16 protein-coding genes and 1 other RNA gene are annotated in these 21,582 nt (G+C 41.8%); 8 read left to right on the top strand and 9 right to left on the bottom strand.

The annotated features are described in order from the left end of the window. Positions 1–43: 43 nt before the first annotated feature. The gene (locus AAEY97_RS04000; RefSeq protein WP_350996749.1) at positions 44–913 is read right to left on the bottom strand and encodes a LysR substrate-binding domain-containing protein; all 870 of its coding nucleotides are present in this window, start codon (positions 911–913) and stop codon (positions 44–46) included. 149 nt (positions 914–1,062) lie between these two features. Here AAEY97_RS04000 and AAEY97_RS04005 point away from each other — a divergent pair, with 149 nt between their 5' ends. Beyond that, entirely contained in the window at positions 1,063–1,938 is an 876-nt protein-coding gene (locus tag AAEY97_RS04005) for a DMT family transporter (RefSeq protein WP_350996751.1), read from the top strand. Positions 1,939–1,974: 36 nt separating this feature from the next. On the opposite strand, the gene AAEY97_RS04010 is transcribed toward AAEY97_RS04005, so the two are convergent. The 4 genes from AAEY97_RS04010 to AAEY97_RS04025 all read right to left on the bottom strand — a co-directional run bounded on the left by AAEY97_RS04010 (position 1,975) and on the right by AAEY97_RS04025 (position 5,410). After that, positions 1,975–2,544, bottom strand: a complete 570-nt coding sequence (locus AAEY97_RS04010) for a BON domain-containing protein (RefSeq protein WP_101087298.1) — start codon at positions 2,542–2,544, stop codon at positions 1,975–1,977. Further along, positions 2,541–3,134 (bottom strand): phosphoheptose isomerase, encoded by a 594-nt coding sequence (locus tag AAEY97_RS04015; RefSeq protein WP_011635877.1) that lies wholly within the window; start codon positions 3,132–3,134, stop codon positions 2,541–2,543. The genes AAEY97_RS04010 and AAEY97_RS04015 overlap by 4 nt, the downstream gene beginning before the upstream one ends. A 129-nt stretch (positions 3,135–3,263) precedes the next feature. After that, positions 3,264–3,590 (bottom strand): YraN family protein, encoded by a 327-nt coding sequence (locus AAEY97_RS04020; protein ID WP_162022148.1) that lies wholly within the window; start codon positions 3,588–3,590, stop codon positions 3,264–3,266. After that, the gene (locus AAEY97_RS04025) at positions 3,587–5,410 is read right to left on the bottom strand and encodes a penicillin-binding protein activator (RefSeq protein ID WP_350996754.1); all 1,824 of its coding nucleotides are present in this window, start codon (positions 5,408–5,410) and stop codon (positions 3,587–3,589) included. Before AAEY97_RS04025 ends, AAEY97_RS04020 begins: the two co-directional genes overlap by 4 nt. An 89-nt stretch (positions 5,411–5,499) precedes the next feature. On the opposite strand from AAEY97_RS04025, the gene rsmI reads away from it, so the two are divergent. The 3 genes from rsmI (at position 5,500) to AAEY97_RS04040 (ending at position 9,331) form a co-directional block, all read left to right on the top strand. After that, on the top strand, positions 5,500–6,342 hold the full coding sequence (rsmI, locus tag AAEY97_RS04030) for a 16S rRNA (cytidine(1402)-2'-O)-methyltransferase (protein WP_011635880.1): 843 nt from the start codon (positions 5,500–5,502) through the stop codon (positions 6,340–6,342). 54 nt (positions 6,343–6,396) lie between these two features. Further along, positions 6,397–6,750, top strand: an RNA gene (gene rnpB / locus AAEY97_RS04035) — RNase P RNA component class A. 445 nt (positions 6,751–7,195) lie between these two features. Further along, on the top strand, positions 7,196–9,331 hold the full coding sequence (locus AAEY97_RS04040; RefSeq protein WP_350996757.1) for a TonB-dependent siderophore receptor: 2,136 nt from the start codon (positions 7,196–7,198) through the stop codon (positions 9,329–9,331). Between the two features lie 100 nt (positions 9,332–9,431). Here AAEY97_RS04040 and AAEY97_RS04045 read toward each other — a convergent pair whose 3' ends face one another. The 3 genes from AAEY97_RS04045 to AAEY97_RS04055 form a co-directional block, all read right to left on the bottom strand. Continuing rightward, complete coding sequence (locus AAEY97_RS04045) at positions 9,432–11,585, bottom strand: TonB-dependent receptor (protein ID WP_350996760.1); 2,154 nt, start codon at positions 11,583–11,585, stop codon at positions 9,432–9,434. A gap of 496 nt (positions 11,586–12,081) precedes the next feature. Then, positions 12,082–13,761, bottom strand: a complete 1,680-nt coding sequence (locus AAEY97_RS04050; protein ID WP_162022153.1) for a ShlB/FhaC/HecB family hemolysin secretion/activation protein — start codon at positions 13,759–13,761, stop codon at positions 12,082–12,084. Positions 13,762–14,015: 254 nt separating this feature from the next. Further along, positions 14,016–15,236, bottom strand: coding sequence for a threonine/serine exporter family protein (locus AAEY97_RS04055; RefSeq protein ID WP_011635884.1), 1,221 nt, complete (start codon positions 15,234–15,236; stop codon positions 14,016–14,018). A gap of 163 nt (positions 15,237–15,399) precedes the next feature. On the opposite strand from AAEY97_RS04055, the gene AAEY97_RS04060 reads away from it, so the two are divergent. Together AAEY97_RS04060 and AAEY97_RS04065 are read left to right on the top strand one after the other, a co-directional pair. Continuing rightward, complete coding sequence (locus AAEY97_RS04060; protein ID WP_335692675.1) at positions 15,400–15,795, top strand: MAPEG family protein; 396 nt, start codon at positions 15,400–15,402, stop codon at positions 15,793–15,795. Positions 15,796–15,997: 202 nt separating this feature from the next. Next, a complete protein-coding gene (locus tag AAEY97_RS04065; protein ID WP_162022154.1) occupies positions 15,998–18,319 on the top strand; it encodes a YgiQ family radical SAM protein in 2,322 nt (773 codons plus the stop codon). Between the two features lies 1 nt (position 18,320). Here the strand turns inward: AAEY97_RS04065 and AAEY97_RS04070 are convergent, their stop codons facing one another. Then, on the bottom strand, positions 18,321–18,509 hold the full coding sequence (locus AAEY97_RS04070) for a hypothetical protein (RefSeq protein ID WP_182744422.1): 189 nt from the start codon (positions 18,507–18,509) through the stop codon (positions 18,321–18,323). Positions 18,510–18,521: 12 nt separating this feature from the next. Between AAEY97_RS04070 and AAEY97_RS04075 the strand changes: the two genes are divergently transcribed. Continuing rightward, complete coding sequence (locus tag AAEY97_RS04075; protein WP_502959430.1) at positions 18,522–19,124, top strand: hypothetical protein; 603 nt, start codon at positions 18,522–18,524, stop codon at positions 19,122–19,124. Positions 19,125–19,876: 752 nt separating this feature from the next. Next, entirely contained in the window at positions 19,877–20,884 is a 1,008-nt protein-coding gene (locus AAEY97_RS04080; protein ID WP_350996766.1) for an alpha/beta hydrolase family protein, read from the top strand. Positions 20,885–21,582: the final 698 nt, after the last annotated feature.

The following is a 21,582-nucleotide window of genomic DNA, read 5'->3' on the forward strand; positions in this document are numbered from 1 at the left end:
ATTATTTCAGCTAATGTTATCTATAAGCCAGCAACGTGCTGGCTTATTTTTTGGTTAACCATTGTACAAATGCAGCGATAGCGGGCTCCTTTAAACGTCGCTGTTTACAACTAAAATTGAATTCAAATCCAGTCAACATAGCGGGTAAGTCAAGTGCGACTAATGCTCCCTTACTAATATCTCGTTCTACCATAAAATCTGATGCCAGCGCGATCCCCTGACCAGCAATTGCCGCTTCAATAGCTAACAACACATGGCTGAATACATGCTGTTGTTGCGTAGCCTCTATGCTGATGCTGTTAACCTTTAACCAGCGCTCCCAATCAAAGCATATTGGCCCTTCATCTACAGTGAGTAATGCATGTTGCCGTAATACACTCAGCGCCGAGTGGTCGGTATTTAATAGCCCCGGGCAGATCACTGGGATCAGTCTCTCTTGGTGTAACATGCGATGCACATAACCCGGTTGTCCACTTTGACCAGTAATAAACATATCAGCAACACTATCACTCATCAGTGGGTCGTCGGTGATCATATCTAGGCGAATTTTAATCTGTGGATGTAAGCGATGGAAATCGCTTAAGCGAGGAATCAGCCACTTAATGGCAAATGAACTGTATACCGCTAAGCGGAGCTGATCATTACAATCGCCAGTGATTTGCATGCTTAAATCATTCAACTCATTAAATATTCGCTCCAGTTCATGGTAAAGCACATTGCCTTTACTGGTTAAGCAGAGCTGCCTACCTTCGCGGATAAATAATCGTTCGCCAAAATGTGCTTCAAGCAGTCTTACTTGGTGCGATACCGCACTTTGAGTAATGCACATCTCAGTTGCCGCCCGAGAAAAGTGAGCATGCCTTGCGGCCGCTTCAAATATTTGTAGTGCCCGCAGTGGCGGCAGTTTGCGCATATACACCTCAAATATGAATTTATTTTATTAAAATTTATGAGGTATGAATTTAACTCATGCATAGATTAAAAACATCATTATTCGATATTAATTGATAACTATATGATGCAGCCAATTATTGGTTCTAAGGTTCTAAGGTTGTAAGTGTAATGAAATCCACAATAGCGATTGGCATGATGTTATTAGTTGTCGGTAACTTTTTTAGTGCTATGTATGATGTGTCTATAAAATGGCTTCCAGAGGGCAGTAGCGCTGCAACATTTCTGTTAATCAGACAGTTAACATCAGTATTAATGTTACTGCCATTGTGGTTTGTAGCTAAAAAACCAATCAGTCGCCATATAAAGGTGCACTTAGTGCGAGCTAATACTGGCGCTATTGGAGCTGTATGCTTAATTATGGGGTTAATTGCGCTACCTATCGCCACTGTAAGCTCGTTGTTTTATTCGGCGCCATTAATGATTGTATTAATGGGATTTCTATTTTTAAAAGAGAGCGTCACTGCTGCACATTGGCTGGCAGCTATTTTGGGATTTCTGGGCATCATTATTTTGCTACGACCAAGTGAAATTAATTGGTTTGGAATTGCAGTACTCATCTCTGCATTTATGTTTGCGATAAACCAGTTGGCATTGCGCAAACTCCCCAGTACCGAAAGCCCTGTTGTAACGTTAATGCTATATAACTTACTCAGTATTCCTTTGGTGTTGGTCATGGCATTGGTGCAAGGCATAGAGGCAATCAGTGGGTCTTTAGTGGCTATTGCGGTGTCGAGTAATGTGTTTTTATTGGCGTATCAGTGGTTTTGCGCGTTGGCTTATCGCCAAGCACAAGCCAGTCAAATTGTGGTGGCTGAATACACAGGACTATTATTTTGTGTCTTTTTTGGTTGGTTGTTTTTTGATGAATGGCTTGATGGTTTAAGTTGGGTTGGGGCTGGGTTTATTGTGTTGCCGTCGCTGATTATCCCGTGGATACAAGCCAAAAGATCCCAAAAAAAATTCATCGAGCAAAATGCAGGATGAATTTCTAAATCGCGATAATAAAAATGTACTGCAGGATTAAGATTCAGTGTATTCAAAAACCTTAATCACTTTGCGAACGCCTGCAGTATTTCGCGCGATATCAACGGCCAAATCAGCTTGCTTGCGGTCAATTAACCCAAGTAAGAAGACTTCGCCGTTTTCGGTAATCACTTTCACTCGAGTAATATCGAGCGATTTTTCATTTAACATGCGGCCTTTGACTTTGGTTGTTACCCAAGTGTCGTTGCTGCGAGTGGTAAATGACGTTGGCGTGCCAATACGAATTTGATTATGTATTTTGCCGCCAATTTGTAAATCTTGCACCACTTTAATCGCTTTATCACGCAGCATTGAGTTAGGTGCTTGACCTATCATCAATACATTATTGTTCATCACAACCGCGGCGATATTGGTTTGATTATTAAGGTCATCATGTTTTGATAGCGCGCTAGCAATGACAAAGTCTGCATTAGTATCGCTGATTTGAGTGCCCATGCTGCGCTCATCATTAACCATCTTGGCACCGCTAACGGCACCAACCATGACTGCACCAGCACACCCCTGCAGCATCGCCAGGACTGAGATGATGAGTAACCTTTTTATCATGCTTGTTCATCCTGCGGGAACAAGGTGCGGTCGATGTTATCGCATAAACAGTGAATAACCAGTAAGTGAACTTCTTGAATACGTGCAGTAACGTTTGACGGTACGCGGATTTCGACATCTCCTGCGCTCATCAAGCCCGCCATTGCGCCGCCATCTTTACCGGTTAGGGCAACAATAGTCATGTCGCGGCTTAACGCTGCTTCCATGGCTTTAATAATGTTGCCAGAGTTACCACTGGTTGAAATAGCCAATAAAATGTCGCCTGGTTGACCCAGTGCAAAAATCTGCTTCGAGAAGATTTCATCGTAGCTATAATCGTTGGCGATAGCAGTAATCGTTGAAGTGTCACAGCTTAATGCAATAGCAGGCAGCGGTGGACGTTCAATTTCATAACGGTTTAATAATTCAGCAGAGAAATGTTGAGCATCGCCAGCACTGCCGCCATTACCACATGACAGAATTTTATTACCGCCAAGTAGACATTGCACCATCATCTCTGCAGCTTTTTCAATAGACTCAGGTAATGCTTCAGCAGCATCAATTTTAGTCTGAATCGATTCGGTGAAACTATCTCTAATACGTTCTAACATGCAACAATCCTTACGCTAAATTATGTCTACGTATGTCTCTGATCAGCTTTTTTATCGTCGCTCATCAGTCAGACTCGGTAATTTGACTATATGATGCCATAAATCAAGGTTATGGTAATCAATTGCCGCTTAAAAACAGCCTTGTAGCCAGTTTATTTCATCAATATTCATCGCAATGACATCAAAGCGACAAGGTGGATTTAATTTTTGTCGTTGTAAATAATGCTCAGCGGCTAATCTTATCCGGGTAATTTGCTTACTTGTTAACGCATTTAAGGCGCCACCAAACTGATTTGACGACCTAAATTTTACTTCAACAAACACCCAGACATCTTGCTGGCGCATAATTAAATCTATTTCACCAAATGGGTATCGAACATTAGCATCTACAAACGTTAGACCTTGTTGTTCAAGGTAAGTTCGCGCACGTTGCTCAGCTAATTGTCCGCTGTTCATAGTGGTGTTAATTGTCCTTGGCTATATTTTCCCCAAGAAAGTTGACGATCTATCACTCCATTAGGTTTCACTGATAATGCACCACTGCGGCCAATAAATTGGTATCCCGGAAAAGCGCGCATTTGCGCTAAACGATTAACCAATTCAAGGGCATCAAAACCCATTGCATATAGGCGTTTTTGGCTATTATTCCAACCACTCCAAAGCTCAGAAACCAGCTGTGTTTCGCTGCTAGGTTGCATTAGCCAAGGTACATCGCTAATGATCAAGTTATTTAACTCTTGTGCCGACTGCGCTGACTCGCTTTCAAGACGGCTACGGCTAGTGGTATATAAGGTTACGGGTTCAGAGAACACACTAAAGTTAACGTCTAAAAAGGGTTTTAGCAGGGCTAAATCTTGTGAACCCGAAATCATGTAAATCGCATCAATATCTTGGCGAGAACGAAAATCTGATTCTAAGCGGCTACCCAATAAATCACGCATTCTGCTAATACGCGCTTGACTATCTTTTACACCTAATGCTTCTTGAACTGTTACCTTCATTTGGTCGCCAGCATCATAGAAATACACTTCGGCATCATTGCTGGTTAAGGTTTGCCAAGTTTGCTTAAAGCTGTCTGCCATACGTTTGCCAATCGGATCGTTACTGGCCAATAATAGTGGCAACTTTACCCCATCGCTATACAGCTTATGTGCAGCGTCACTGGCTTCTTGTGCTGGAGACAACGAAAAGTAAAACAGGTTTGGTTGTGGCGTAAACGTATCTGTTTGGTTCAAATACAGCTGTGGCACTGTGGTCTTTTGTTTATCGTTAATTTTCTGTAGTTCTTCAACTTCATTGGGTAACAATGGCCCAATGACAAATTCTGCGCCTTTGGCTACAGCTTGTTGATAAGCGGCCGCAACCCCTTGCTGAGTATCATAAAAGTTAAGTGAGACATTGCTATCAAAATCAGATAAATAGCTCGATAAAAGACCTTGACGAATAGGTTCAGCAACCACAGCGCGTGGGCCACTTAACGGTAATAATACTGCTATATTTTGCGGTCTAAACGGTTTGGCATTAAGCGCTTTTTCTAAATCAGCAGGTAACTTCACCGCGCCTGGATGATAAGGATTATTACGCTGCCACTCACCTAAATAACGCACCAATTGCGTCGGCTCAACCGCGTAATGTTTAGCGATAAAGGTTAATTGTAACCAACCAGCAAAAATCGGATTCGATTGATCGCGCATAAACGACTGCACAGTTTCTTCGGATAAAGGTTGTAGTAACTTCCAAATAACATTATTGATCGCTGTGGTTTCAGATTTTGGTAAGTAGTTGCTTAATAGACTTAACTGCTTAACCTGATCAATTGGTTGTTGAGTATTTTTGTACAGCTTGGCTTTAAATTGGTGATAACTTGCCATTTGCCAGCGTGGTAGTTGCCAATGTGGTGGATACTGTAAAATATCTAATGCGGCTTGGCTGCTATTGATTTTTTCGACAATGCGAGCGCGCAAGTAAATATGCTCCGCTTGAAGCGAGGGAACGTTCACCATCGACTTCTGCATTGACGTTAATACATTAGCGGCAGAATTAAAGTTACCATCATTGATATAAGCATGAGCGGCGAGTAATAAATAACGATCACGCTTTTCTGGTAAACTGCTATTCGTTGCCTCAGCCAAATAAATTTTAGCTGGATGTTCAGCGGCAACGAGCGATGCGCTAGCGTCAACATTATCCTGCTGTTTTTTGGTGGCACAACCGACCACCAATACAGAGAAAATCAACGCGCACACGAATTTTGTAGTATTCAGTCTTATTAACACTTGGCTTCACTCTGGTAAGATGCTGTCACTAGTTTAACCTGCTCTTACGCTTGGCGAAAGTATCAGGTAGATTCATTATCGAGGTAATTATGGACCAAATGGTCGCGCTGTATATTGTTCCCACCCCAATTGGTAATTTTGGCGACATCAGCGCTCGGGCAATAGAGGTGCTGCAACAGGTTGATTTAATCGCCTGTGAAGACACTCGCCACAGCGGAAGGCTGCTAAGTCACTTTGGTATTGAAACCCGTAAAACGGCATTACATGATCACAATGAACGTGACCGAGCACAATGGATAGTAGAACAATTAAATGAAGGCAAATCAATCGCGCTCATTTCTGACGCTGGGACGCCGTTAATTTCTGACCCCGGCTACCATTTAGTTAACCATGTTCGTCAAGCTGGCCATCGAGTCGTACCTTTGCCTGGGGCATGTGCAGCGATTACGGCCTTAAGTGCATCAGGCTTACCGTCTGATCGCTTTAGTTTTGAAGGTTTTTTACCGTCAAAAGAAAAAGCCCGTATCGATAAACTTGAATTTCTTAAAGAAGATCCTCGTACTTTGATATTTTACGAATCTCCTCACCGTATTCTTTATAGCCTCGCCGCTATTGTTGACGTTTTAGGCGCCGATAGGCAAGTGGTAATGGCACGTGAAGTCACTAAAACCTTCGAAACCTTCTTATCTGGCACCGCTGCAGAGGTATTAGCGCTGGTTGAAGCTGATGATAATCAGCAAAAAGGCGAAATGGTCATTATGTGCCATGGCTTTACATTATCTGATGAAGAAGGTATTCCAGCGGTTGCCGTTGCTACCCTAAAGTTACTTTGTGAAGAGTTGCCGCTTAAAAAAGCCGCCGCTATAGCAGGGCAAATTCATGGTTTAAAGAAAAATGCCCTATATAAATACGGTTTAGAACTGGATTTATAAAAAGCCGCTCGCTTTGGCATTGGTTTGTTGCGCTGCTTAGGCTATAATCCGCGCCGAGTTGGCCAGACAGTTGCCGCGTACGCAAGTACGGGGAGGAAAGTCCGGGCTTCAAAGAGCGGGGTACCAGGTAACGCCTGGGCGGTGTGAACCGACGACAAGTGCAACAGAGAGGAAACCGCCATTTTGGCTTAGGCTAAGATGGTAAGGGTGAAAGGGTGCGGTAAGAGCGCACCGTGCGGCTAGCAATAGTCCGTAGCAAGGTAAACTCTACCCGAAGCAAGACCAAATAGGGTTCCGCATGGCGCTGCTCGCGTTGGAACCGGGTAGGTTGCTTGAGCCTGTGAGCGATTGCAGGCCTAGATGAATAACTGTCCACGACAGGACCCGGCTTATCGGCCAACTCACCTCTTTATAAAAAAGGCCTCGCAGCAATGCGAGGCCTTTTTTTATCGTTAGTACGAAAATATTGGTGTCGCAACCTTATAATAGTCAACCCGAGTTGATGTTGGTTATTGTTTCTCTATGTTTTAGCTTCATTACTATCCAATACTTGCGACAGACGATCTACTGTTGGAGTTGACTACATCCGTTCAGTAAACGTCGTCGGAACGCTAAGTATTTACAAATGGATGATTTATTAACACGAGTGTTCAACTCTATTGTTAGCTATGCACCTCGCTCTTCCTGATCTAGTCGATAATAAATACTCATTCAACAACAAAACCTTTAAACATAAACTGACTTTATCGTTAACAAACAAGCACAAATGTAAATTATCAGATGAGAATGGTTTTCATTAGTGTTTGGTGCTATATTGCGGCCAAATTTTACTGTTGCCGATGAGTAAGCTGTTATGCATTTGAACGTCATTAATATTGGGATGTTAAGTCTACTGCTACCTGTACTGAGTGTCAGTGCGAACGAGAACACGACCGACCTAGACTCGACAGAGTCGATTGAGAAAATTACCGTAATGGGCCGGGCACAAACCTTTTATCGTGAATCTTCTACGTCTGTGGGTGCCAAAGTTGAAACCGATATTATGGATTTACCGCAATCGGTGCAGGTGTTGAATGAACAGTTAATAGTTGACCAAGCAGCACGCGAAATCACCGATTTATACCGCTCTATTGCGGGTGTGAGCACTTATAGTTATTCAGGGGTGACCTTTCGTGGCTTTCGTGATGACAGTAATGTGTTTTATGACGGTGTAAGAGGCGACCCTTTTTCTGGTTTCGGTGTACCACAGTTATTTAATATTGAACGAGTTGAAGTGTTAAAAGGTCCAGCAGCTGCGTTATACGGTGGTGGTGAGCCTGGCGGCATGATTAATTATGTCAGCAAAAAGCCGAGTTTTGTCCAAGATACTGAAGTGACATTAACCACAGGCGATAACGACCGTATGGGCGGGTCAATTGATTCTAAAGGTGGTTTAACGGATTCAATTGCTTATCGTTTAGGCGGTTTTTATGAGCAAAAAGACAGTTTTCGAAATAATGCCGACTCTGAAAATACTGAGTTAACAGGTGGATTATTATTTCAACTTGACGATGACACTACACTCACAACAACGATTGATTATATCAAACAAGACTTAGGTGGTAATCGTTTGCGTGGCGTTCCCGTTGACGATGATGGTAACTTTTTGGTTGATCCAAGCTATAACGCTAATGAAAAATCCGACTATCAAAACCTTGAAGCAACAATATTACAAGCTGACTTACAGCATCATTTTAGCGATGAGTTAAGTGTTAATACCACAGTGCGTTACCTTGATAACGAGCGTGTTCAGGGATATCACGAATCACAAAGTTGGGTTGACGTTAATGGTGATGGCGAAGCCAATATTGATGATAAAACCATTAAACGTGAATATCGTAAACAGTATCGCGCTAACCAAGAAGTCAGTGTGACTTCAGATTTTGTATATCGATTAGATACTGGTATTGAGCAAACCTTATTATTTGGAGCAGATTACCATCATGTAAACAGCGATTATGATTATTGGCGTGCCCGTTATGAGGCTGATGGTGTCGCTAATCTAAACATTTTTGATCTTAATTACGGTGAAACTGATCCTTCGACTTATAACTTACAAGATCAAGATCGTGATGGCACTAAAACCGAACGCGCGGGTTTATATGTTCAAGATCAAATCAGTTTAAGCGAGAAATGGTTGTTATTGGTGGGGCTACGTTACGATCACTTTAATGATTTTGATAAAGAAACTGGATTTGAATTTAGTGATAATCATGTATCACCGCGTGGTGGTATTGTTTATAAATACTCCACCGATACATCGTTTTATGTTAATTATGCAGAAAGTTTTAATCCGACCTCGCTTGGCGATCAAGAAACGGCGAGTGAAGACAGTAGCTTGGATCCTGAAATGGGTGAACAAGTTGAAATAGGGATAAAAAATCAGTGGTTTAATAGCAGCATGATGACCACGTTAGCTGTGTATCAAATTAATAAAAAAGATGTCGCCATGGATAATCCTGCTGACACGGGCAATGATGACGGAATTCCTGCGTTAGTAAGCTTAGGAGAAGTTGAAAGTAAAGGACTTGAGTTTACGTTGGTGGGAGATATAACACCTAATTGGACTGTTATGGCTAATTACGCCTATAACGATACTCGTGTTACTCAAGGCGATATTGGCGATACCTATGCCGATGGCAGCAAGTTTGTTAATGCGCCGCGTCATCAAGCGGGCTTGTGGACGCGTTATGACATTGACAGTTTGAATTCTGCTATTGCATTGGGTGCAGATTATGTCAGTGAGCAAATGAGTGCTGATGCGCAGCGTGTTAAACCCTATACCGTGTTTGATATGAGCTGGACAACTACGTGGCAAGATACCCAGTTTCAGCTAAATGTGAAAAACCTGTTTGATAAAGAATATGCTGTGAGCGGATTCTCTGAGCGTAATGGTCATTTCCCCGGCACACCGAGAGAAGTGGTGTTGCAGGTATCGCATCACTTTTAATGTCGAATTATTAGTGGGGTTGTATTAACGTCTTGCTGAATTAAAAAAAGGGCGTAAACAATTTATTGTTTACGCCCTTTTTTATGGTGACTTTTCAGCTTTAGAAGCTGGTCTTTACGCCCACATTAATGGTGGTGCCCAGAGATTTAGTATTGTATCCCCCGTAAGTATAAGCTTGTGATCTTGCTGAAAAGTAATCTTCATTGAGTAAGTTTTCTACTCCAAGTGATAATTGCCAGTTATTGATCTGATAGCTACTGGCAAGATTAACAACGTTATAATGTTCTATAGGACCTTGGCTACCAACATATTGGCCATTAACTTGCTCAAAGCGTTTGCGGTCACCGACATACATGTAATTAATGCCGACATTCGCATCTTCAACTGGCTGCCAGTTTACATAAGCAGTAAATTTAGGCGCAGATATGGTGCTACCATCAAGATAGGTATCATTTTCAGTGTCTTTACCTTCAATCCAGCTATAGCTTAAACCCGTACTCAGATTATCTTGTACACGGTAGTCTAGCTGTGCTTCGTAGCCCCAAATTTTTTGCGGTGCACGAACCGGTAAATACACGCCTGTAGTTGCATCAAAAGTATTACTGGTGCCGAGTTCTGATTCACTTCGGTACGCGGCAATTTCATAAGTTACATCACCGACCTGACCTGAAAAGCCAACTTCGTAGTTATCGACAATTGATGCTTCGGTGCGGATTAGGGCAATATCATTAACCGTGGCTGAGCGTAACAGGCGACCGATATCTGATATGTCAGCACCTTGAGAGAAGCTAATAAAAGGGCTAAATAGCGGGTTCATATTGTAGCGCAAACCAACATTATAGGTGGTGGAGTCATAGTTAAGCTCGCCGCCTGTAACATCAAAAGGTACTGAGCAAGTGCTTGCGGTACTGCATAGTTTCAATGTTTGATAATCTTCAACACTTAAGTCGACACTGTCTTGGCGAATACCGGCTTTAAAAACCCAATCATCAGCAACAACAAACTTGGTTTGCAAATAGGCCGCTAAGTTGCGCATGTCCATTTCTGGTACCCAAATTCGACCATCTTCCAAAGGTTGTGAGCTAACATCTTCAAGTGCATCAATGCCGTAGATAAAGGTTGATTCGATGTTATCCCAGTCAATTTGGCTAGCAAAGTTAATCCGTAAGCCTTTCTTTTCGGACTTGATGATTGATTGACCTCCTTCGTAACCTTCACTTGGATTAGCTAACGCAGTTGAGAAGAAAAACATATTTTCTATTTTTTGCATATAACCATCAACGGTTAATTGGGTGTTAATAAATATCTCTTGGTCGACGTATTTTAACATTAGGTTATGATTACCGCGCGGCCCTTGAGGTACACCGGGTTTTACTATGCCGCTAGTATTTTCAATGGCGTAGGTTTTTTCGCCAGAGTTAACACTGCCAATAACATCAATTAAGTCTGCGTCTTGTTGGGCTTCGTAGTAGTTATAAGTCAGTTGAATTGACTTGTCATCGTCGAGTTGATAGCCGAGTTTAGTAAAGTAATTATTCGATTTAGTTTCTGATAAACCATAGACCAATCCGATAACGTCGCCTTCGGCATCACGTTCTAAACCTGTTTTTTCAGTAATGGCGCTAAATACATAGCTAAAGTCATCAATCGTACCGTCTATGGACGTATCGACTCGATAACCGGCACTATCTTGTAATTTTACTGCGCTAAATTTACTGGAAACCCCAACATTAATTCGTGCTTTATCTTCGCTGGCACGCTTAGTGATGTAGTTAATAATGCCACCAGAGGCACCATTGCCATAAATAGAGGTGGCTCCTTTAATCACTTCGATACGTTCAATGGCACCGGCATCGATAGAGCTTATGCCTAATTGACCATTACGTAATGGCGTTGACTGAGGCACGCCGTCAATCATCACTAACGCTGCGCGACCACGAAGATTTTGCCCAGAATTACTTGATGTGCCCGTACTTGGTGCTAATCCAGGAACGCGAAATGCGAGTAAATTTTGTAACTGCGAGGTGACTAACATATCTCGTTCGAGGGTTTGTTGTTCAATAAGTGTGACAGAAGAAGGGACTTCATCTATCCGTTCAGCAGAGCGACTGCCTGTAATAATCATTCGCTCCATTGAGGCTTTGTTTTCTGTGGCTTGTGTTGAAGATTCTGCATTGGCATGAGTGGCGGGGAGTACTAATAAAAATAATGCACAATGTGTCGCAATAGCCAGTTGGCTAGGTTTGAATAACATAGAGATACCGATTAACAAATAATGAATAAAAGGTAATGATATTCATTATCATTAAAAAGTACACATTATTTACATTTTTTACTTTTTTGCATTAAATCAGTTAGATATTAATCATTCACTTAACTAAAAGCCACAGATCTTCATAATGAATTTAACTGCTGCTTGTCGTCATTATATAAAAATCTGACCGCGTGATATGTCGTTGCTCTGTAGGAGTAGGCGATAACGCAGAAGTAAGAAACTATAAATTCAGTTAGAAGAGGTCTGTTAAGCGGTTTTTGCTTATTTTTGTAGTAAAAGTTTACGACAAGTGATTCGTGAATAATGATTATGCAACCTTGTCGCGCATTTCTGTATAAAGCAAACCGTTTTGTTGGCGAATCGTAATCACTAAAGATCAGCTGCACTTGGTGTGTTTTTAGCGTTTAATCTACATTTTTCACACGTTAGCCAGCCGTTCTCGTTAGACACGATAACAATTGAACGGTTTACCTAATTAAAAATGGTCTTTCACTTGAAATCTGAACTCCCAAGCGTTGATGTCGTTGCCCGTAGTGATCGGGACGGCAATATCAACATGGGCTACGTTACCGTAACTGGATTTAGAAGAGTAAATCCGTGCGCCAATACCAATACTACCAATAGGGCCATCAACTTCATTTTGTTCATCTGGGCCACCGCTTGCTTGACCTATATCGGCAAATACAGCCCAACCTAACTCGGCCAATTGATATAAATTAATGTTTGGATAGTATCGGATTTCACTCGTGAGCAACCATTGATTGTCACCATGTTGGTAGTCGTTGGGATATCCCCGTACACCTGTTTCGTCGCCAAGAGCAAACGTTTGATCAAGATAGTTATTGTGTGAGGTTGCGATACGCGCCTTGGAGTAAGCGGTCCACTTAGGGCTGATTTGGTGAAAGAATTCAGCGGCTAAACCGACATTATAAAAGTCTTGTTGGCCAGTTTGAATATCTGTTCGAGCATTAACGGTCATTAGCAATAATTGATTGTCTTCCTGCCAACCGCGACTGCTTGAAGCCGTTATGTGATAGCCCACAGCAGCATTGTCGGCAACGTCATTGGTTTCCAATCCTAAACTTACTGTGTGATGCCAACCTAAGTTAAAGTCTTCGTTATTATTAATCAGGTGGATATTGTTCAGCACTGTGTATTGGTCTTGCAGGTATTCGTAGCTGATCCAAGGGTAAACAAACTCACGATCAAAAGGTAACGGTGAAATGGGGTATTCGTCGATGTTATTGAATTGATGTTGGTCTTGGGTTATCCCTAGGCTAATACGGTGCAATTGATCTGGCGTTTTATCGACTAACCAACCAAATCCGACGTTAGCATAATCGATAACATGTTCAAATTCGTTAATGTCTTGGCCATTTTGTCTTACGGTGTCGATGCGGGTATCCGTTAACCATGACAGGGCGTACATGTTCTGAGTATCAAGAGTATAAAAGGGCTTATTAAAGGCGATAGCAGACGCTTGGCCGTCACTGTTGTCGTAAAAATCGACCGACACATTACCGTGTTTAATCCATCTTACTGGAGCATCAAAGGCAAACTTATACCCGGTGCGGTCGGCACTTGACTGGTATTTTATTTTAGTTTTAACCCCTAATCCCAGTAAGTTATCTTCCTTCATGCCAAACGAGTATTTAGTGTCGCCGCCATTTTTACTCAAACTGACCGTTGGCAGTAATGACCAGTTATCCCACGTTTCGACTAATACCACGTCTTCAACGTTGTCGTCGGCGAGTGGATCTTTTCTGGCAATGTTGATATCAGCATCACGAATGTAAGGTTCATAGCGTAATAATCGCTGCGCTTCTTGAAGATCTTTCTGAGTGATTTTTTCACCTTTTTCAAAGCTTAAGCTATTGAGAATAGTCGACTCTTTGGTATTGATATGCAGATAGTTTGCCCAACGATGAAGGAAAATAGCATCCGGAGCTGACTCATCAAAAATAGGATGACTAACGACTACAATATTCGCGACTTTTTCGACATCATGTTTATTCGTTGTCGACGGACTAGAGGGCGTGGTGACAGAGTCATCGTTGGCTTTTAACTGTGCTTCACTGTCAGCAATAGTTGCTTGAACAGCAGACGAAGAAAGCAGGATGACGAAAAAAAATACTGCCATAAATATGATTGGCATAGCTTCGTCCTTATTTTTATTGTTATGTTTTTGAGAGGCCTGTAAGAATAGAACTATTGTTTTCAATATGAACTTTTTATGTTGCCTCTTTGTTTCATATCATACCTGAATAACATAATAGTCAAGCATTTAGCTTGAATAAATATTTCATTAATCCATTTAAATTATGTGGGTATTTGAGTTGTTAAAAAATAAGGGCAGCGTTTATAGCTGCCCTTTAATACCGATAGGAAGGTAATGTTAACTTGTAAGATTTATAACGAACGGCGAGGGGGCACGATAACGTTAGCAAAAATAAGCCCAGCGATTAAGGACATAAAAATTAAGAATATTTGTGAGCCTAAATGGGCTTGATTGAGCATGGTTTCGCCCGAAATTAATGCATTGAGACCAATATAGGTTTTGCTACCAGGGACCAGAATAACGATGCCTTGCAGTAACGCAATCGACACAGGTGCTTTCATCCAACGCGCATACAGATTTGAATAGATGCCCACGGCTAGTGCACCGACAAAAATACCAATAGACTCACCTAAATAAATCCCGCCTAACATGGCAGAGAAAAATGCCACAATTCCGGCAAATATGCCCCAAGGGGAATCTTTTAAGCGTGCTTTAAAGATAATAACCAACGACATCGACAATAACGGCACCGCAGACCAAATCGCCCAACGAGGTAATGGTATTGGTTCGACATAGATAGTTTCACCAAAGATGGCTTTACCAATGGTCATGCCAAGCACAGCACCAAAATACAGTTTAAATAACTGCATCACAGCATCCATGATACGTGCCGTACCGGAGATTAAATCGCGGGCGGCAAGTTCCGCTAAGCCGAGAGTGAGTGCAAGACCGGGAACAAAAATAATAATCCCCGATAAAATGGTTACGGGTAAATTGATACTCGGGTCTAATTGCGCAATCCCTGACGCTAAGATAGCGCAAACTACTGCCGCCATGGGTTCGAGCATCTCTGCGATACGTTTTGAGCGTTCAGCCCAAAAAACTAAGCTGTATACCAGTAAACCAAAAATAGCTGACCAAAAAACGTCATGCCAACCGGTACCCATTAACATGGCAAAAGCACCCGCACTGGATCCAAAAGCTAACAGCGTCAGTTTATGGCCATAAGGATTGGGTTTATTGGCGATTTCTTCTAAGCGTTCTAATGCTTCTTGCAAGGTTCGCTGCCCAGAACTAAGCTCTTCAACCAATTCAAAGGTACGTGCTAACGAGCCTAAATCTAAGTCGCCAGGTTTAACGCGTGCAACGTGATTGTATTCTTGCTCAGTGTCATGTTGGAGTACAAATGTCATCGATGTGGGCGATATTAAAAAATATCCTTCAATACCAAGGGTATTACATACCGTTTGCAAGTGGGATTCTAAGCGATACGCAGGAGTACCAAATTTATGCAGGTACTTACCTAGTTTAATGATAAATCTACGTTTTTCTAAAAAATCCTGATTATCCACTGGGCAGTAGTCACTCTTGTTAAGGTATTGAGCTTATTTTGGCGCGAATATTAACCGATTAAGGCGTGTGTTTACAGCCAAACTGATTCAAAATGTAGTGATCACATCAACAAATCAAAGATTAGTATAATAACAATAATATAGACGACTTAAGGAATAACACATGACATTGATGATATCGGGTTTATATGCGGGCCTAACAGCGTTGTTGGTTTTAGCATTATCTTACAAAGTGGTTAAATTTCGTCGAGTGAATAAAATAGGTATCGGTGATGGTGGCCATCAAGGATTATCCATTGCGATCAGAGCTCATGGCAATTTAATTGAAAATGCACCCATAGTACTCATTTTGTTAGCACTGGCTGAATTGAATGGCATGCCGGTTTACTTGATACACTGTTTGGGCACAGCTTGGATTGTTGCGCGTTTATTACATGCTATTGGATTAAACCAAGGTCAAGGCGGCCATCACTTCGGCCGTTTTTGGGGTGTATTAATTACTTGGATAATACTATTAATCTTAGCGGTTGCTAATATTGGCTTCTTTATTGGGTTATAACATTGAAAGCATAAGGGAATAGCAATATTCCCACGTGTTTTACAAGGTTATAAAAGGATAAAAATATTTCACTTTTGGTGTTTTTTTAGTCACACTTAGTGTCGCTCTACTGCTATACTCCGCGTCCGTTAAATTCAGCCGTAGGCTGATGTTGTCATCGGATCAGCTAGGCTGGTTTTCCCCATTTATGTAGGTCATATACATGCAAGTTGAGTCAACGTTATTTAATTATCCAAAGTTTTGGGCTGAATGCTACGGAACAGCACCTTTTTTACCCATGTCTCGTAAAGAGATGGATATTTTAGGTTGGGATAGTTGCGATATTATTGTCGTGACTGGCGACGCGTATGTTGATCACCCAAGTTTTGGTATGGCGGTGATTGGGCGAATGTTAGAAGCCCAAGGTTACCGTGTGGGTATTATTTCGCAGCCTGATTGGTCAAACAAAGAAGACTTTATGCAGCTAGGTCGCCCAAATCTATTTTTTGGGGTAACCGCTGGCAACATGGATTCGATGATTAACCGTTACACCGCTGACCGTAAGTTACGTCATGATGATGCTTACACTGCTGGTGATATTGGCGGCAAACGCCCCGATCGTGCCGTGACCGTGTATACCCAGCGTTGTAAAGAAGCCTTTAAAGACGTACCCGTTGTTATCGGTGGCATTGAAGCCAGCCTACGCCGTATTGCCCATTATGATTATTGGTCAGATAAAGTGCGTCGCAGTGTGATTTTTGACGCCAAAGCCGATATTTTAATTTACGGCAATGCTGAACGACCATTAATGGAAGTTGCACGCCGTATTGCTGCGGGTGAGGCCATTGGCGATATTGACGATGTTCGTGGTACCGCAACAATGCGTAAAGAGCCTATGCCCGGTTGGCGTGGCATGGATTCACGCAAAATTGACCAATTACATAAAATTGAGCCATTACCTAGCCCATATGGTGCTGATGATGTTGGTTGCAGTAATTTGTCAGGTCCAACAGACGAAAAGATTTTTGATAACGAGGCACCTAAAGCCATTAGCGTTCAACCGCCTCGTCCAAAGCCATGGGAAAAAACCTATGTACTGCTTCCTGCCTATAACAAGGTCAGCGAAGACAAGTATTTGTATGCCCATGCCTCGCGTATTTTGCACCAAGAGCAAAACCCAGGCTGTGCTCGTGCGCTGTTTCAGCCACATGATGCCAACCGTGGTGTATGGGTAAATCCACCTGCGTGGCCATTAAACACCGACGAAATGGATGCAGTATTCGATTTACCTTATCAACGCATCCCGCACCCTGTGTACGGCAAAGAAAAAATTCCTGCCTACGACATGATTAAGACGTCAATCAATATCATGCGTGGTTGTTTTGGTGGTTGTTCATTCTGTTCGATTACCGAGCATGAAGGACGCATTATTCAAAGTCGCTCGAAAGAGTCGATCATCAAAGAAATTAAAGATATTCAAGAAAAAGTGCCAGGCTTTACCGGCGTTATTTCTGACTTGGGTGGCCCAACGGCGAACATGTACCGTTTAGGTTGTACCAGTGAGAAAGCGGAGAAAACCTGTCGACGTTTATCATGTGTGTTCCCGTCTATTTGCGGCCATTTAGGCACCGACCATAAACACACCATCGACTTATACAAAGCGGCACGTGAAGTACCTGGTATTAAAAAGGTGTTAATTGCTTCGGGTGTTCGTTACGATTTGGCTATCGAAAACCCAGAATATATTAGAGAGTTAGCTAAACATCATGTGGGTGGTTATTTAAAAATTGCTCCTGAACATACCGAAGAAGGCCCGCTCAGTAAAATGATGAAGCCAGGTATGGGAACCTATGACAAGTTTAAAGAACTGTTTGATAAGTTTTCTAAAGAAGCGGGTAAAGAACAGTTTTTAATTCCGTACTTTATTTCGGCGCATCCTGGTACTACCGATGAAGACATGGTTAATTTGGCATTATGGTTAAAAGGGCAGAAATTTAAGCTCGACCAGGTGCAAAACTTTTATCCATCTCCGATGGCAAATGCGACCACGATTTATCATACCGAACTTAACTCACTGAAAAACATTAAGCATGATAGTGAACAAGTGACAGTGCCTAAAAAAGGTCGTCAGCGTAAATTGCATAAATTCTTGTTGCGTTACCACGACCCAATGGGCTGGCCGATGATCCGTGAAGCCTTAGTTGCTATGGGTAAAGAGTCGTTAATTGGTAATGGTCCAAATCATTTGGTACCACCCGAAACGCGTAACGAGCAAACTAAAGTGAAGTGGGGCCAAAAGCCATCGGCTAAAGCGAAAGAACAAAGCGGCCAAAAAGCCATGACCCGTTTTTCTGCAGATCAGTTTGAAGACCGTAAAGGTAACACTAAAGCGGATAAAGGCAGTGCTAAGCCGGTAGGGCAGAAACCAAAGTCTCCAGCTAAGGCTTCGGGCCAAGCGGCAAAAGGGCAAGCGCCCACAAGCCAAGGCGCTAAGCGTCCAGCTAAAGCGACCACTTGGGCGACTAAGTCTAAATACGCTAAGTAAGCTAACACGTTAACTTATTGTCATAAAAACCCGCATTAACGTTTGCGGGTTTTGTTTTTCTAGCAGCAATAGATTCAATAACAAGGTAATCTTGTTCGGTACTTTCGTCTTTTAATTTAGTCTGCTCAGTAGCCGTTGTGTTACACAACTGCACTTTATTGATTAAATTACTCAATGGTTTGATAAACAAGGAATGATCATTATGCCAACATTAATTAGGCTTAGCGCATATCTTAGTGGTGTATTACTGTGTGGTAGCGCTATGTTGGTTAATCCTGCTTATGCCGCAAACTCGGTACAGCAACAGCAATTTTTTGAAGCGATTAGCGCTCTGTGTGGCAAAGCTTTTGCCGGTAAAATCACTGCTGGTGGCAGTGAAGGAGATGGCTTTAGTGGCAAAACATTAATTATGCATGTAAGAGATTGCACCGATCATCAGTTGCGTATTCCATTTCATGTTGGCGATGATCACTCTCGCACTTGGGTGATAACTCAAACTGATACCGGATTGCGCTTAAAGCATGATCATCGCCATAAAGATGGCTCCGATGACAAAGTGACCATGTATGGTGGAGAGACCCGCGATACCGGTACCGCAAATATGCAGACTTTTCCTGTTGATGCAGACTCTATTGCTAATTTTAAACAAAATGGCTTAACTCAGTCGGTCACTAATGAGTGGCAGATGATGATTGAAGCGCATACTTTTACTTATCGTTTAAGTCGTGAGGATCGAGATTTTAAAGTCGAGTTTGACCTCTCTAAGCCTGTAGCATTACCGCCAGCACCTTGGGGATATGAGTAACCTGCAAGGTTACTTGTGTTTTGTTATGGCCTGCGGCCACTAACGTCGTGGCGCTTCACCGATATCAGACTTTTCAAACTTCGTTTGAATTAAGATCGCAAGGTTCCACCCTGTACGGGCCAAAAGGGGATCAACAGCAATCCCCTCTTGGATCACCCCTGCCGTTCCGGCAACATTTTCGCTTTTTAACCAAACAACAGCAGCGAAAAAGTCGCGACGGAAATTAATCCAGCTTTAAACTTCATTTTAGTGTTCTTCGGTCTTATTCGAAAATGCTAACGCTTCCGATGGGGCGTCCCTTCCCCTCGAAAGCTAGCTGGCCATCCTTGGCCAGCTCACGTCATTTTCTTCAACGTCCTCAAGTTCAGAGTTGAACCCGTCTATTTCCAAGTAAAGAAAACTAACTCGTTTATGTCCATAAATGGGTTAGGTAGGCTAATATAGTGGCCGGATTTTATTGACTACTAAAAGAAGAGGTAAGAAAATTCAAGCTAGAGCAATATATTTTAGTTTACGAGGTCTTAGGAAGAGGCACCGTAATTAAATGGTATTACGATTACCCAGAAAATATTCAATTGATGAGATTAACGCACTACTCCCCCACTTAAACACAGTAAGCGTACAGCTTTAAAACTGGAGTCCAAGTTTAATTCTCATAGACAAAATTAACACTTGGATTAGTTGGGTATACAGCGATTGGATAGAGTCTATAAATTTAAAATTAAGAATATAATCATGATATAAGGAAATTTATGAAATATTTAGCATTGATATTTCTATCAATTATAAGCACAACCCTTAGCGCCAACGAAGTTGAGAAAAATGGCAAGATATACAATGAGAGGGATTGTTTCTCAGGACCATTTACCAGTTATGATAATTGGATAAATTTCATGGAGAGAAAATTTTCTAGAAAGATTAAAACTCCCGAGTTATTAAAAAATAAAATGGATGGCTTCAAGAAGCAATTTGATAAGGATGAATTTAATACCTACAGCAACAACCTTTCATGTACTAATTTTACATACAATGTCGACGGGACTGATGTGCTTGGTTTTGTCATAAAACCTAAAGAGTCAACTACTGACCTACCTGTAATAGTTTACAATAGGGGCGGGAATGGTAATTTCGGTGGAGTTGTATTTGGTGCAATGATGAACAATCTTTTTCCTATAGCCAATAAGGGTTTTGTGATTGTAGGTAGCCAGTATCGAGGCACATTTGGCTCACCAGATAAAGGTGAACAAGATCAATTTGGTGGTTCTGATGTCCAAGATGTTGTTGAACTAGTTAATCTGATTGGAGAGTTTGACGGAGCTGATACAAGTAAAATAGGTATGCTTGGAGCTAGTCGAGGTGGCATGCAATCATTTCTTGCACTAAAACAACTTAATAATATAAAAGCAGTTGCAACGATTGCACTAAATGCCGATCTAAATGTAGATCTAACAATGAGACCTGAAATGGAAAAAGTGTATGAACACCGAATTCCAGATTACAAAGGAAACGAAAACAAAAAACTCGCTGAAAGGTCAGTTATCAATTGGGTGGATAAACTCCCTTCTGATGTTCCAATTTTATTAATTCATGGCGAAAATGATGTCCGAGTCTCGGTTTTTCACTCTAAAACATTTGCAAAAGCACTAAAAGATACAGAGATTGAGCATAAATTAGTAATTTATGATGACAATCACTTCATTTCATCTAACACCGCAAAAGCTCACAACGAGATTGCCAAATGGTTTACAGAAAACCTGTAAAATCACAGTGATCAATATGGTGTTAAAGTAATCTTCTTCTCAGTTTAGTGGGCACCTCCTCATAACACTGAAGAGGCTAAAGTGCCTAAATATACCCAACCAAGAAAAACATCGTTTTACCCTGTTAACTTCAAAATCAAAGAATCATAGGATAGATCTATAAACTAACTCACTTTTTCCATAAATGACTTAGAGGTTTTGATTCAAAACTTCTAAATTCAACTCTGAACTTGAGACCGTTGAAGACTCTTTATAAAAGAATGCGTGAGCCTGACAGGGCGTCAGGCTAGCTTTCGCGGTACAGGATGTACCATCTGAAGCGTTAGCATTTTCGAATAAGGCTGAGGCCGAAGCCAAGTGCAGTCAAAATCTGGATCAATCCCCATGGCGACCTTTTCGCTACTGTTGTTTTGGTCAATAGCGAAAATGTTGCGGGGCGGTTGGGCTAATTTTTTTTAAAAAAGTAAAGAGGGAACAGCCATTGGTTTCTTCTTGGTCTGGTGTGGGCGAAGGCCACGACGTTAGTGGCCGCAGGCCATAAATACAAACACCTAGATCCCGGCTCAAAAGCATTACCGAGATGACGAGAAGGTTGTCCACAAATATATCAGCAAGGTTAATTTGACCACTGTGCATATGCTCATTCCATTGTTTGGACTCTGCGATATTAAACCAATTATTCCAAATAATTCAGGCTG

Origin of the sequence: Shewanella sp. TB7-MNA-CIBAN-0143 (assembly GCF_040310065.1) — a bacterium.
In the GTDB taxonomy this organism is placed as follows: Bacteria; Pseudomonadota; Gammaproteobacteria; order Enterobacterales; family Shewanellaceae; genus Shewanella.

Coding starts and splice junctions, on each gene's coding strand:
- AAEY97_RS04000 (WP_350996749.1), bottom strand. CDS start 913: ATGCGCAAACTGCCGCCACTGCGGGCACTACAAATATTTGAAGCGGCC.
- AAEY97_RS04005 (WP_350996751.1), top strand. CDS start 1,063: ATGAAATCCACAATAGCGATTGGCATGATGTTATTAGTTGTCGGTAAC.
- AAEY97_RS04010 (WP_101087298.1), bottom strand. CDS start 2,544: ATGATAAAAAGGTTACTCATCATCTCAGTCCTGGCGATGCTGCAGGGG.
- AAEY97_RS04015 (WP_011635877.1), bottom strand. CDS start 3,134: ATGTTAGAACGTATTAGAGATAGTTTCACCGAATCGATTCAGACTAAA.
- AAEY97_RS04020 (WP_162022148.1), bottom strand. CDS start 3,590: ATGAACAGCGGACAATTAGCTGAGCAACGTGCGCGAACTTACCTTGAA.
- rsmI (WP_011635880.1), top strand. CDS start 5,500: ATGGACCAAATGGTCGCGCTGTATATTGTTCCCACCCCAATTGGTAAT.
- AAEY97_RS04040 (WP_350996757.1), top strand. CDS start 7,196: ATGCATTTGAACGTCATTAATATTGGGATGTTAAGTCTACTGCTACCT.
- AAEY97_RS04045 (WP_350996760.1), bottom strand. CDS start 11,585: ATGTTATTCAAACCTAGCCAACTGGCTATTGCGACACATTGTGCATTA.
- AAEY97_RS04050 (WP_162022153.1), bottom strand. CDS start 13,761: ATGCCAATCATATTTATGGCAGTATTTTTTTTCGTCATCCTGCTTTCT.
- AAEY97_RS04060 (WP_335692675.1), top strand. CDS start 15,400: ATGACATTGATGATATCGGGTTTATATGCGGGCCTAACAGCGTTGTTG.
- AAEY97_RS04065 (WP_162022154.1), top strand. CDS start 15,998: ATGCAAGTTGAGTCAACGTTATTTAATTATCCAAAGTTTTGGGCTGAA.
- AAEY97_RS04075 (WP_502959430.1), top strand. CDS start 18,522: ATGCCAACATTAATTAGGCTTAGCGCATATCTTAGTGGTGTATTACTG.
- AAEY97_RS04080 (WP_350996766.1), top strand. CDS start 19,877: ATGAAATATTTAGCATTGATATTTCTATCAATTATAAGCACAACCCTT.